Genomic DNA, 13,074 nt, shown 5'->3' on the forward strand with positions numbered 1-13,074 from the left:
CGCTGGAGGACGTTTTCGCCAGCGTCAGCCTGAAGCGGCGCCTGGAACAGTCACCCGATCCCGAGGCCGAGCTGCATCCATATGTGGCGGGCCGCTGCGCGGTTGCGGACAGCACCGCGATCGACCTGGCCACCGAGGCGGCGGCGGCCGCGGCGGCGGGCTGGGCCGCGGTGCCGCTGGAGCGGCGGATGCTGCTGGGCACCCGGTTCCGCGAGGAGCTGGAACGGCGCCGCGACGACTTCGTGGACATGCTGGTAGTCGAGGCGCACCCGGTACGGCTGGCCCGCTGGGAGCTGAGCTGCCTGCTGGAGGTGTTCAGCGAGGAGAGCCTGAGCTGGTACCGGCAGCAGATGCACACCGAGTTCCAGCACGGTGGACGGCGGCTGGTCGTTCGGCGCCAGCCGGACGGCGTGGTGGCCTTCAACCCGCCGCAGAACGCCCCGGCACCCAGCGCGGCCCTGGTCGCCCTCGCGCTGATGGCCGGCAACACCGCCGTCGTGCGCGCCCCGCGCAGCATCCCGCTGAGCACCATGTGGCTGCTGCGGGACGTCCTGGGGCCGCTGCTCGACGAGCTGGGCGCCCCGCCCGGAACGCTGAACGCGATCTGCGCCAATCCCCGGCAGACGCTGGACCGTTGGCTGGTCGACCCGCTGATAGACGACATCTTCTACATCGGCGGCAGCGAGGAGGGGCTGCGCTTCGAGCAGAGCTGCGTGGCGAACGGGAAGAAGCCCATCCTGGAGCTGGCCGGCAACGACGGAATCATCGTCTGGCGCGACGCCGACATCACGTACGCCGCCGAAGCGATCACCGAGGCCTTCTACGGCTCCGGGCAGATCTGCATGGTCCCCAACTACGTGCTCGTCCATCCGGCGGTAGCCGACGCGCTGATCGCCGAAGTCCGGACGCAGCTTTCGGACATCCGGCCCGGCTACCCCGAGGACGAGGACGTTCTGCTGTCGCCGGTACGGCGCAGCGAAAGGTTCTTCGGCCTGCTCCGGCAGGCCTTGGAGCGAGGCGCGGACCTGGTGGCCGGCGGCCGGCGGACCGAACTGGACGGGACCCCGTCCGACACCGGTGTCTTTCTGGAACCGACCGTACTGCGGGTGGACGGCCTGGCCGACGCGCGTGGCTACGACGTGGTGCGCGAGGAGACCTTCTTCCCGCTGCTGCCGATCGTCGTGCCCGAGCCGGCCGGCGACGAGGAACTGCTGGACAGCTTCCTCACCTTCGTCAACACCAACGCGTACGGCCTTCGTAACTCCGTCTGGGCGCGTTCCGAGGCGGTGGTTGAGGCGTTCATGGCACGCATCACCAACGGCGGGCTACTGAAGATCAACGACTCGCATATCGGTTTCCTTCCCTACCTGCCCAGCCACGGCGGCACCGGGCTGACCGGCGGCGTCTTCGGCGAGGCGAACTACCCGATCCTGCGGACGTCCCATCTGCAGGGCGTCAGCCTCGCCCGGGACGTCAGCCCACGCGCCGTGGTTCTCGGTTCCCCTCGCCGCTGACTCCATGGTGCCGGCCACTCCCACCGGAGGTCTCCCTTGCGCAACCTCGAATCCGCCCGCGACCTGTGCGACCAGTACCACGGGGGCCTTGTGAAGGCTCTGGCCACGGTCCCCCCCGCCGATCGGGAGGTGCCCGGCAGTCCGGTGATCGAACTCTTCCGCGCCCACAATGGCCCCGCGCTGCTGGTCCCCGACGAGTTCGGCGGCCTCGGCGCCGACGCCCTGGACGCGGTGCGGGTCCAGCGGGCCATCGGGTCGCTCTCTCCCTCCCTGGCCGCGGCGGCCGCCATGCACCACTTCACCGCCGCCATGCTCTTCGCGCTCGCCCGGGAGGAGGGCCGGCTCACCTCGGCCCAGCTGGAGCTGCTGCGCGGGGTCGCGCCGGGCTCCCGGCTGATGGCTTCCGGCTGGGCGGAGGGCCGCACCCAGACCAACATCCTGATCCCCTCGGTGACCGCGACCGCCACCGACGGCGGCTATCTGCTCAGTGGCAGCAAGAAGCCGTGCAGCCTGGCCCGGTCGATGGACCTGCTGACCGCGAGCATCGCGGTTCCGGGTGCGGACGGCACCCCGGAGCTGGCTCTCGCGCTGACCCCCGCCGATGTCCCCGGGCTGTCCGTCCACCCGTTCTGGGGCAACGAGATCCTGGCCGCGGCCGAGAGCGACGAGGTCCGGCTACAGGACGTCTTCGTGCCCGCCGAGCTCGTGGTCCGCACGTCTGCCGACGATCCGCACCGCCTCGACGACCTGCAGACCGCGGGCTTCGTCTGGTTCACCCTGCTGATCTCGGCCGCCTATGTCGGAGCCGCCTCGGCCCTGATCGAACAGGTCGTCGAGCGCGAGCGGGGAAGTGCCGGCGACCGCACGGCGCTGGTGATCCGCGGTGAGGCCGCCTTCGCCCTGCTCGAGGGCGCGGCTCGGGCGACGCGGACCGCGGTGGCCGACGAGGCCGCCGTCGCCGAGGTCCTGGTCGCCCGCTACGCCGTTCAGGACCTCATCGTCCATGCCGTCGCGGACGCCTTGGAGCTGCTGGGTGGCATCGACTTCGTCAGGTCCGGCGAGAACGCCCGGCTCGCCGCGGCCACCCGGGCGCTGGCCTTCCACCCGCCGAGCCGCGGCTCTGCCGCCGAGCCGCTGCTGCAGTGGTTCACCGGCGGACCGCTGGAGCTGGCGTAGGCCTCGCGCGTCCCGTACGTCTCACCGCCCACCGCGCACACCAGGAGTAGCGCATGACGGTCATTCCCGCCATCGGCGCCGGCCCGGTCGTCGGCACCGACACCGAAGCCGAGATCCTCGGTCTCTACCGCAAGCACCTCAGCAAGGGCCGGGCGACCCTGGCCGAGCTGTTCGGCAGCCACATGGAGGTGGAGTCCCGCGGCGCGTGGCTGACCACCAGCGACGGCGAGCGGTTCCTCAACGCCGGCGGCTACGGCGTGTTCATCATGGGCGCCCGGCATCCGCTGGTCGTCGAGGCGGTCGAACGCCAGCTGCACACCCATCCGGTCGCCACCCGCATCCTGCTGGAACCCACCGTGGCCCGCGCGGCCGAGGCGCTGGTGTCGGTACTGCCGGCGGGACTCGACCGGGTGCACTTCGCCCTCTCCGGCGCCGAGGCCGTGGAGACCGGACTCAAGCTCGCGCGGGCGGCCGGGCACACCCGCACCATCTCCATGCTGGGCGGATACCACGGCAAGACACTCGGGGCACTGTCCGCCACCGCCAAGGAGGTCTACCAGCGGCCGTTCCGTCCGCTGCTCCCCGGCTTCCTGCACCTGCCCTACGGCGACACCGAGGCGCTGGAGCGAGAGCTGGCGGCCAGTCCCGGCCAGGTCTGCGTGATCCTGGAACCGGTCCAGGGCGAGGGCGGAGTGGTGATCCCGCCCGACGGCTACCTGCGACGGGTCGAGCGGCTGGTCCGGGAGCACGACGGCTTTCTGATCCTGGACGAGGTGCAGACCGGTTTCGGCCGGCTCGGCCGGTGGTGGGGCGCCGAGCACGAAGGGATCATGCCGGACGTCCTGCTGACCGGCAAGGCACTCGGCGGCGGGGTCGTCCCGGTCTCGGCCGCAGTGGCCACCCGTCAGGCGTTCCGGGTCTTCGACAAGGACCCCTACATCCACACGGCCACCTTCTCCGGCCAGCCGCTGGCGATGGCCGCGGTGCAGGGCGCCATCCGGGCGATGCGCGAGGAGGACCTCGTGGCCCGGGCCCGGGATCTGGGCGCCCGGCTGCTGCCCGACATTGCCGAGATCGCCCGGCGCAACCTCCCCGACCAGGTCGTGGACGTGCGCGGCCGCGGGCTGCTGATCGGTGTCGAGCTGGTCGAGGCCGGGCTGGCCGGCGAGCTCCTGATCGAGCTGTTCAACCACGGCGTGGTGGCCAACCATTCGATGAATGGAAACGCCGTGGTGCGTTTCACTCCGCCGGCGATTCTCACCGACCGCGAGGTCGACATCCTCCTGGACTCCTTCGACAAGGCCACCAGGGCGCTCGTCACCGGCTCCGCGACGATGCCCGTCAACGGCTCGGCCCTCGGAAAGGTGTGATTGCCGTGCGACATGTCGAGCTGAATGCCATGGTCCGCTCCGCGACCGCGCGGGACGTCTTCGACGACGTCCTGCGCTGGGAACGCTACCCGGAGCTGGCCCCGCACGTGCGTTCCACAAAGGTGCACGGAACCTATCCCGACCCGGAGTGCGCGTCGAGCTGGGAACTGCACTTCCGCAGCGGTCTGCTGCGCTGGACGGAGCGGGACCAGTTCCTCCCCGAGGAGCTGGAGATCCGCTTCGAGCAGACCGACGGCGATTTCGACTCCTTCGCCGGCACCTGGCGCCTCACACAGCAGAATGCCGATGTCGCCGTCGCGTTCACGGCGGATTTCGACTTCGGAATTCCCAGTCTCGAGGGAATCCTCGACCCGATCGCGGAGCGCGTCATCAGGGAGACGGTCGCCTGGGCCATCACCGGCATGTTCGAGCGCACCGACATCGCCGACGACATCATTCTCGACCCCGCCGCCGTACCCGGACTGCCGGTGACCTCCGGACTGTCCGCGACGACATAGCGGCGCGGCGCGTTCCCGACCACTCCCGCTGGAGGCCGACCGTGGACCAGGCCAACCCCTTCGAGACCCCGCGCACCTTCGCGCTGCACCGATCCGAATACCTGGTGGGATTCGCCGTCACCACCGGTCTGATCATCGCCAACTTCGGCGAGATCCGCTGGCTGCCCGCCATCGGACTTTTCCTCTACATCGACCTCATCGGGTACATCCCCGGCGCGATCGCATTCAAGCGCAGCGGCGGGCGACCCATCCACAAGACCTACTACGTGCTCTACAACCTCATGCACAGCCTGATCAGCGCGGGCGCGGTCGCCGCGCTCTGGTGCCTGCTGATCGGACCGGAGTGGGCGCTGCTCGCGCTGCCGTTCCATCTGTTCGGCGACCGGGCACTGTTCGGCAACTTCCTGAAGTCCTTCGCGCTGCCCTTCGAGCCGGTACGTCAGCAGGGCTACCTGCGTCTACTGACCGACCTGGGCGTGACGCATCCCAAGCCCGTCAAGCACGCCCACGACCCGATCCCGGTCGGCCACATCCCGGCCAGCCGGATCCCGACCGGCCATCCCGCGCTTGGCGGCGCCGTCGGAGCGGCCACCACGAACAGCGCCGGGACAGGCGGCGAGGTTCCCCGCGGCACCGCGACCGTCTCGCCCGGCGCGGCCCGGTGAACGGCCAAGCCGGCTGCCCGCACGACAACTGAGGACGGAGAGGTCACCGTGACGGACATCGCTGGCATCTCGCGAAACGGGACGGTCCCGCCCGAAGCCGCCTGGGACACCGCTCCCGGCCTGCTCGACGGCGCCACGCAGCTCACCCTCGGGCCCCAGGAGTGCGACCTGGCCTACTGGATCACCTCGGTGGCCCAGGGCACACTCGCGCACCGGGGGGAGACCGGCCACCACCCGGACGCCGTCGTCCCGGAGCTGCTCCGCCGCCCCGGGCCGCTACGCGAGGCGCTCGTGCTGGAGTTCGGTTTCCGCGGCATGGCCGAGGAGATCGCCACCCGGCTCCTGTCCCACTACGTCGCAATCGCCCCGGGCACAGCGGAGCTGGAGTTCTACGTCACCCAGATGGTCGACGAGGCACGCCACGCGCGGGTCTTCCGCAACCACCTGGCCGAGGTCGGGGTGCCGTTCGACACCCTGCCGCCCGACGTCGCCGCCATGGCGGCCGACTACTGGCAGCGGGTCCTGCGCCCGGTGCAGGACTTCACTCTGAAAATCGTCCGGGACCAGGCCGACTTCGCCGGCGCGGTGGCTGTGTTCGCCATCGTCATCGAGGGTGTGCTCGCCCCGGCCGCCGAGCTGAGCGAACGCAAGTGGACGCCGCTCTCCCCGGCCACGAAGGAGATCTCGCGCGGCACGGCCATCGACGAGATCCGGCACCTGACCGTGGCCAGCACGATCCTGCGCGACCATCTGACGGCCCGGCCCGAGATCCGCGAGTCGGTCCTGGACACCATCCACGCCGGGGTGCGGCTGTGGGACGAGGTCCCCGACCGGGAGTTCGTCATGCACCGCGAGGAGCTGTTCCAGGCCGGCATGCTCCAGCACGCCGACATCATCGGCGACTACGAGATCTGGCCGGGCGTGCGGATGCTGGAGACCACCCCGGAACAGCGCTACGACATGGCCGACCGCTGGACCATGGAGATGGCCGAGGTCCGGATGGCCTACATGGGCCTGCCCACCGACGTGCTGGCCAGCGGGTCCGGGAATGCGCCATGAGCGTCACCACCAACGCCGCCGCGAGCGCCACCGCGCCCGGGCCTACGTCCGCATCCGCGACCCGGAGAGCAGCCGTCATCGCCGGTATCGGCGGGTACGTGCCGCCGGCGGTGGTCACCAATCGGGAGCTGACCGACCGGCTGGACACCACCGACCACTGGATCCGTTCCCGCACCGGTATCGTCAGCCGGCACGTGGTGTCGCCGGGCACAGCGACCTCGGACCTCGCGGTGGAGGCCGGCTGGCGGGCACTGGAGTCCTCGGGAGACCACACCGTGGATGCCGTCGTCCTGGCGACCACCACCCCCGACTGCCCATGCCCGGCGACCGCGCCGGAGGTCGCCCACCGGCTCGGGCTCGGCGGCGCCGCGGCGTTCGACATCGCCGCGGTGTGCACGGGCTTCCTCTACGGCCTGGCCACGGCGGCCGGTCTGGTCGCGGCGGGCATCGCGGACCGGGTACTGCTGATCGCGGCGGACGCCTTCACCACCATCATCGATCCCGATGACCGATCCACCGCGATCATCTTCGCGGACGGTGCCGGAGCCGCCGTGCTGCGGGCCGGCACCGTGGACGAGGCGGGCGCGGTCGGGCGGGTCGTGCTCGGCAGCGACGGCGGGCTCGCCGACCTGATCCAGGTCCCGGCCGGCGGCTCCCGCCAACGTAGCCGCGGGACAGCACCGGCTCCGGGCGAGGAGTTCTTCCGGATGCGGGGGCGCGACACCTATCGGCACGCGGTGGACCGGATGACCACGGCGGCCCGGGAGGCGGCGGCCCTGGCCGGGTGGGAGGTCGCCACCGACGTCGACCGTTTCGCCGCGCACCAGGCGAATGCGCGGATCCTGACCGCCGTCGCGGAACGCCTGGGGATCGACGCGGACCGTCGCCTGTCCAACATCGCCCGAGTGGGCAACACCGGCGGTGCGTCCATCCCCCTGCTGCTTGCCGAGGCCACCGGCAACGGCGAGCTGGTGGCCGGCCATCGGCTGCTGCTGGCCGCCTTCGGCGGCGGGCTCGCCTGGGGCGCGACAGCCCTGGTCTGGCCCGATCTCAAGACCTGCTGAGGACATCGACACACACGGAGGTACAAGGTCATGTTCGAGACCCTGAAGGAAATGCTGGTCAGCAAGCTCAAGGTTGCGCCGGGGCAGATCGTTCCTCAGGCCACCCGGGAGGACGTCGAACTCGACTCGTTGGCCGTCGTCGAGCTGGCGCTCCTGCTCAACACCGAGCTCGGTCTGCCCATCAGCGACGACGAGCTGCTGTCGACCGTCACCATCGGCGACATCGCCGCATTGATGGATCAGCGGAGCGCGAACGTCTGATGGCCGGCACCGAGACCGCCAGCGCCGAGATCGCCGTCACCGGCCTGGGCCTGGTGACACCGGGTGGCGTCGGTTGCGGCCCGAGCTGGGAGGCGGTCTGCGCCGGGCGGCCCACCGCCGCGCCAGACCCGGCGCTGGCCGACAATCCGGTGCGGATCTCCTGCCGGGTGCCGGACTTCGACGCCGATCTGCTCCTCGGCGCGCGGCGGGCTCACCGCCTGGACCGCTTCGTGCAGTTCGCCCTGGTCGCCGCGGGCGAGGCGATCGCCGACGCCGGACTCGACCCGACGAGCTGGGACGGGGCGCGAGTCGGAGTGGTGCTGGGCAGCGCCGACGGCGGGCCCGGCACCGTCGAAAGCCAGCACGCGGTGATGCTGGCCGGCGGAGCGGCCCGGGTCTCCCCGCTGCTGCTGCCCATGCAACTACCGAACATGCTCGCGGGCCAGGCCGCCATCGAGTTCGGCGCCACCGGCCCGAACCTGGTGGTGGCCACCGCGTGCGCCTCGGGCACCACCGCGATCGGAATCGCCCGGGATCTGCTGCTCCTGCGGCGGTGCGACCTCGTTCTCGCCGGCGGCAGCGAGGCGATGATCACTCCGCTGGTGATGGCCGGGTTCGCCCGCATGGGCGCGCTCTCCCGCCGGGAGGACGACCCGGCCACCGCGTCCCGCCCCTTCGACACGGATCGCGACGGCTTCGTCGCGGGCGAAGGAGCCGGGGTGCTCGTCCTGGAACGGCTCGCCGACGCCCGGGCCCGCGGCGTGCGCCCGCGGGCCCGGGTGGCCGGGTACGGCGCGAGCGCCGATGCCCACCACATCACCGGCCCGCATCCGCAGGGGGCTGGCATCGAGGCCGCCGTGCGGGCGGCACTCGCCGACGCCGGGGCCGCCGTCGGCGACGTACGGCACATCAACGCGCACGGGACGTCCACGCCGCTGAACGACCTGGTGGAGGCCCACACGATGGAACGGCTGTTCCCCGGCAGGCCGCTGGTCACCTCGACGAAGGGTGTCACCGGCCACCTGCTGGGCGCGGCCGGCGCGGTGGAGGCGGCGTTCGCCGTCCTGTCCGTGGAGCGGGGCCTGGTCCCGCCCACGGCGGGGCTGCGCGCGCTGGACCCGCGCATGGACATCGCGGTCGCCACGGCCGCCACGGCGACCCCGGTCGAGCTGGCACTGAGCAGCTCCTGCGGGTTCGGCGGCCAGAACGCGGTGCTCGCGATCGCCGCCGCCTGAACGCGGCGGGTCCATTCTGGGAGGCTGTCGTGAACGACGTACGCGAGTTGATCGACGAGGGGTCGGCGGCCGCCGCGCGGCTGGCTCGGCGCGGATACGAGCTGCGGGTGGAGCCGATCGCGGCGGCGTCCCGCCGCCGCGTCGTCGCCCTGCGACGGCTGGCGGAGCTGCGCGGGGCGCTGAAACAGGCATCCCGCGGCGGCGAGGGCGCCGACCGGGAGTCGTCCCGGGAGCTGCGCGCCCAGATTCAGCAGGCGCAGACCGAGGTACGGGCGGCCGAACGGGACCTGAGTGAGTTGACGCTGACGATCCCGAACCTGCCGCTGGACGACGTGCCCGACGGCTTCTCGGAGAAGGAGGCGGTGGAGGTCCGCCTGGGCGGGCCCGACCCGGTTCCCGCTGACAACGCTCGCCATCACGCCCTGGTCGGCGAGCGGCTGGGCGTGCTGGACACGGCGACCGCGGCGAAGTTGTCCGGTGCCCGCTTCAGCGTCGCGCGGGCGGCGGGTGCCCGGCTCGGGCGGGCGCTCGCCGCCTTCTTCCTGGACCTGCACACCGAACGGTTCGGCTACACCGAACTCTCCGTACCCTACCTCGTGAGCCGGCAGACCATGACCGGCACAGGGCAGCTCCCGAAGTTCGAGGACGATCTGTTCACCACCCGGGTCGGCGACCGGGAGCTGATGCTGATTCCCACCGCCGAGGTCCCCCTGGTCAACCTGTACGCCGGCGACGTCCTCGACGTGCGGCGGCTGCCCGTCGCACTGACCGCGCTCAGCCCGTGCTTCCGCGCCGAGGCCGGCTCCTACGGCCGCGACACCCGAGGCGTGCTGCGCCTGCACCAGTTCGAGAAGGTGGAGCTAGTCCGGATCTGCGCCGTCGAGGACGCCCGATCCCAGCTCGAGCAGCTGCTGAGCCACGCCGAGGAGTGTCTGCGGCTGCTGGAGCTGACCTACCGGGTCGTCCTTCTGCCGGCCGGCGACCTGGGATTCGCCGCACGCCTCACCTACGACATTGAGGTGTGGCTGCCGGGAGGCGGTGCATACCGGGAGATCTCCTCCGTCTCCGACTGCGGCACGTTCCAGGGCCGGCGAGCCGGAATCCGGGTACGCACCCGAGACGGCCGCAAGGAGCCGGCGGCGACGCTGAACGGCTCCGCGCTCCCGATCGGACGCACCATCGCAGCACTGTTGGAGCAGCGCCTCCAGCCCGACGGCTCGGTCCTGCTGCCGGAGGCGCTCGTCCCCTACGCCGGCTTCAGCCGCATCCTGGCGGACGGGACGATGTCACGAACGCCGTGACAGCCCGTTCCGCGGCCCGTCACAAACAGCCCGTCAAACGGGCCGTTCCGTGACCCGTCATGCCCTGGAAAACTCCAGCAGGTCCCTGTTCAGCCGATCGGCGTGGGTGGCGAACAGACCGTGGGCTGCGCCGTCATACGTGACGAAGGTGCAGTCCGGTACGAGTTCGGCGGTCCGGCGTCCGCACAGGTCGTAGGGCGCCCCCATGTCCGCGGTGCCGTGGATGACCAGCGTCGGCACGTCCACGGCCGCGGTCTCGCTCCGTTGGTCGGTGGTGAACAGCGTGCGGTAGATCTCGACCCCCGCCCGTGGTGAGGTGTCCAGGCAGGTACGCACCAGCCACTCGGCAAGGGCCGGCGAGACCGGGGCTGCGGACGGGTCGCCGGCGCCGGGATCGCCGAAGAACGGCCCGGTGAGCTGGCCCAGCCACCCGGCCCGGTCCCGCCGGATCGCGTCTGCCATCTGGTCGAACACCGCCTGCTCCAGCCCGTCGGGATTGTCCGGCACCCGCAGCATGAACGGGGTGGTCGAGGCCACTAGAGCGAGCCTGGCGACGCGCCCCGTACCGTGCCGGGCCAGGTAGGCGACGGCTTCGCCGCCACCGACCGCGTAGCCGACCAGCAGAGTGTCCCGCAGGTCGAGGTGATCGGTCAGATCGGCGAGGTCGTTGGCGAGGGTGTCGTAGTCATAACCGTGCCACGGCGCGTCCGACCGCCCACAGCCGCGACGGTCGTAGGTCACGCAGCGCAGACCGTGGCCGGCGAGGAAGGGCGCCTGGAACTCCCACATGCGGGAGTCCATCATCGCGGTTCCCAGCAGCACGACGGGCTGGCCGTCTCCCCAGTCGTTGTAGTGCAGGCTCACGCCATCCCTTGTCGTCATCCGGGGCATCGGGGCTCCTCTCATCTGCCGTCACCGACCGTCAATGGCGGGTGACGGGCGCTTGTCCATGGGTCCACCGCTGCCGGAGCAGCGCGCCTGGCCTGCGCAGTGCGTCATCCCGGCGGCGCGCCGGCGCGCGCCTGCCGGTCCGGCGCTAGCAGGACCATGACCGCGGCCAGGACGCAGAAACAAACGAGGGGAATCAGCGCGAGCGCGAAAGCGCGCGCGTACCGATCCGCCTCGGCGGCGTGGGCGAGGACGGGAAAGAAAATCGTGCCGACTATCGCCACACCAAGCGCGGCACCGCCCTCCTGCGCCGTGTTCAGCAGCCCGGAGGCGGAGGCGGCATGCTCGGCCGGGGCGGCGCCGAGCACGAGATTGGTCAGCGGTCCAGTGGTCATACCCATGCCCACACCCGCAACGACAAGCGCCGGAACCAGCCAAAGGATTTCACCCGTCACGCCGATGTGGGTGGCGGCGATGCCGGCCAGCACATAGCCCGTGGCCAGTACCAGTGGACCACCGGCCACCGAGCGGGCGGTTACCGCCGCTACAGACCGGGCAGCAACCAGTGAAGATCCGAAGTAGCCTGCGCCCAGAGCAAGGAAGACCAGCCCGGCATCCAACGCTGACAGAAGCAGGCCACGCTGAAGGTAGAGCGCCAGGACGAAGAAGAAAGACCCCATGGCCAGGAAATAAGTCATGGTCGCGGTGATGCCCATCACAAAAGGCCGTTCCCCGAACAGTGCGGGCTCGATCAGCGGATCGCGGCCCGCCGCCACCCGCCCGCGCATATGCCGGCGGATCAGAGGCGCCAACGCCGCCGCCGCGACCAGGCACAGCCAGCTCCACGCGGGCCAGCCCTGCTCGCGGCCGACGACGAGCGCGCCGACGACGAGCACCAGTGTCGTGGTGACCAACAGCGCGCCCACCACGTCCAGTCGGGTCCCGTCCGCGCCGCGGGACTCCGGCACGGTGCGGCGCACGAATGCCAGCGCCCCCAGACACAGCGGGATATTGATCAGGAAGATCGCCCGCCAGCCCAGGCCCGCCACGTCGGCCGTGATCAACGCACCCCCGATGGTCTGACCGAACACTCCGGCGAGACCGATCACCAGCCCGTAGGCAGTGAAGGCCCGACCACGGCTGGGTCCCGCCGGATACACGGCGCTGATGATCCCGAGTGCCTGGGGGACCATCAGGGCCGCGGCGGCACCCTGGGCGACCCGGAACGCCACGAGAGCGTTGGCCGAGGGCGCGACGGCGCAGGCCACGGAGGCGATCAGAAACAGCGCCATGCCGAGCACGAACATCCGCCGGCGGCCGTGGATGTCACCGGCCCGCCCGCCGGCGATGAGGCCGGCGGTGAAGGCCACCCCGTAGCCCACGACGAACATCTGGGCCTGTCCGGAGCCGGCACTCAGATCCGCCTGAACGGCGGGCACGGCGACATTGGCGATGAAGTAGTCAAGAACAGTGACAAAGGTCGCGACCATCACCACGATGAGCGCGCCCGCGGAGGGATTGGCGGTTTCCGCCGGCTCTGGCGGCCACCCATCAGTCTCCTCCACCGCCGGGGAACCGATCTGCGAGGTCATTCGGTCCGCTCTCCTGCTCTGTTGGCCATACATATGTGCCGTCAATCCACGAAGACGACATGCGCGCCACCGACACTTCCTCGACACGGACCAGCGGGTCAATTACGTCTCACGTAAAGGCCCGCCGTGGCGCCGCTCGCGGCGCCACCCGCAGTGCCGTCACAGCGACGGCCCGACGGCCGTTTTCGCAGTCGTTTTCGGGCGGCCCCGGGGCAGGGTCATTGCAAGGTCGTGTTTGTGCTGGTCACGAGCCTCGATCGTTCAGATCTTGACGGTGATCGTCGAGTCTGTCGTTCGAAGGTCGTGGATGGTGGTTTTCGGGTCGCGGGCAGCGCTGTGGCCCGGCTGTCGTGCCGGGTGGGCGCCGGCTCCACAGGCCGGGTGATCTTTCGACTCGTCGGGGTGGGGGTGGTGGCGGTCAGGTCCGGGCG

Annotated in this window: 13 protein-coding genes; 11 read left to right on the forward strand and 2 right to left on the reverse strand. The window is 71.0% G+C overall.

The annotated features are described in order from the left end of the window. Window positions 1-2 precede the first annotated feature (2 nt). The 10 genes from AC08OO_RS17555 to serS are packed head-to-tail and all read left to right on the forward strand — an operon-like array spanning window position 3 to window position 10,163. Window positions 3-1,514 carry an aldehyde dehydrogenase family protein gene (locus tag AC08OO_RS17555; protein WP_476611067.1) on the forward strand — a complete coding sequence of 504 codons (1,512 nt, stop codon included), beginning with the start codon at window positions 3-5 and terminating at the stop codon, window positions 1,512-1,514. A gap of 36 nt (window positions 1,515-1,550) precedes the next feature. After that, the gene (locus tag AC08OO_RS17560) at window positions 1,551-2,690 is read left to right on the forward strand and encodes an acyl-CoA dehydrogenase (RefSeq protein ID WP_476611068.1); all 1,140 of its coding nucleotides are present in this window, start codon (window positions 1,551-1,553) and stop codon (window positions 2,688-2,690) included. A 53-nt stretch (window positions 2,691-2,743) separates the two neighbouring features. Further along, entirely contained in the window at window positions 2,744-4,060 is a 1,317-nt protein-coding gene (locus AC08OO_RS17565) for an aspartate aminotransferase family protein (protein ID WP_476611069.1), read from the forward strand. Between the two features lie 5 nt (window positions 4,061-4,065). Beyond that, a complete protein-coding gene (locus tag AC08OO_RS17570) occupies window positions 4,066-4,578 on the forward strand; it encodes a type II toxin-antitoxin system RatA family toxin (RefSeq protein ID WP_476611070.1) in 513 nt (170 codons plus the stop codon). Window positions 4,579-4,619: 41 nt separating this feature from the next. Further along, window positions 4,620-5,243 carry a hypothetical protein gene (locus tag AC08OO_RS17575; RefSeq protein ID WP_476611071.1) on the forward strand — a complete coding sequence of 208 codons (624 nt, stop codon included), beginning with the start codon at window positions 4,620-4,622 and terminating at the stop codon, window positions 5,241-5,243. A gap of 48 nt (window positions 5,244-5,291) precedes the next feature. Next, on the forward strand, window positions 5,292-6,302 hold the full coding sequence (locus AC08OO_RS17580; RefSeq protein ID WP_476611072.1) for a diiron oxygenase: 1,011 nt from the start codon (window positions 5,292-5,294) through the stop codon (window positions 6,300-6,302). Next, the gene (locus tag AC08OO_RS17585) at window positions 6,299-7,366 is read left to right on the forward strand and encodes a beta-ketoacyl-ACP synthase III (protein ID WP_476611073.1); all 1,068 of its coding nucleotides are present in this window, start codon (window positions 6,299-6,301) and stop codon (window positions 7,364-7,366) included. Before AC08OO_RS17580 ends, AC08OO_RS17585 begins: the two co-directional genes overlap by 4 nt. Window positions 7,367-7,396: 30 nt before the next feature. After that, window positions 7,397-7,627, forward strand: coding sequence for an acyl carrier protein (locus AC08OO_RS17590; protein ID WP_476611074.1), 231 nt, complete (start codon window positions 7,397-7,399; stop codon window positions 7,625-7,627). After that, entirely contained in the window at window positions 7,627-8,862 is a 1,236-nt protein-coding gene (locus AC08OO_RS17595; protein WP_476611075.1) for a beta-ketoacyl-[acyl-carrier-protein] synthase family protein, read from the forward strand. Before AC08OO_RS17590 ends, AC08OO_RS17595 begins: the two co-directional genes overlap by 1 nt. Window positions 8,863-8,891: 29 nt before the next feature. Then, entirely contained in the window at window positions 8,892-10,163 is a 1,272-nt protein-coding gene (gene serS / locus AC08OO_RS17600) for a serine--tRNA ligase (RefSeq protein WP_476611076.1), read from the forward strand. A 57-nt stretch (window positions 10,164-10,220) separates the two neighbouring features. Here the strand turns inward: serS and AC08OO_RS17605 are convergent, their stop codons facing one another. Next, the gene (locus AC08OO_RS17605) at window positions 10,221-11,045 is read right to left on the reverse strand and encodes an alpha/beta fold hydrolase (protein ID WP_476618767.1); all 825 of its coding nucleotides are present in this window, start codon (window positions 11,043-11,045) and stop codon (window positions 10,221-10,223) included. A gap of 113 nt (window positions 11,046-11,158) precedes the next feature. Beyond that, window positions 11,159-12,643: an MFS transporter gene (locus AC08OO_RS17610; protein ID WP_476611078.1), complete on the reverse strand. Its 1,485-nt coding sequence runs from the start codon at window positions 12,641-12,643 to the stop codon at window positions 11,159-11,161. A gap of 231 nt (window positions 12,644-12,874) precedes the next feature. On the opposite strand from AC08OO_RS17610, the gene AC08OO_RS17615 reads away from it, so the two are divergent. Further along, window positions 12,875-13,074 (forward strand): hypothetical protein (locus AC08OO_RS17615; RefSeq protein ID WP_476618768.1); only part of this gene is annotated, 200 nt, incomplete at its 3' end.

This window comes from Frankia sp. CeCAU1 (assembly GCF_977971845.1).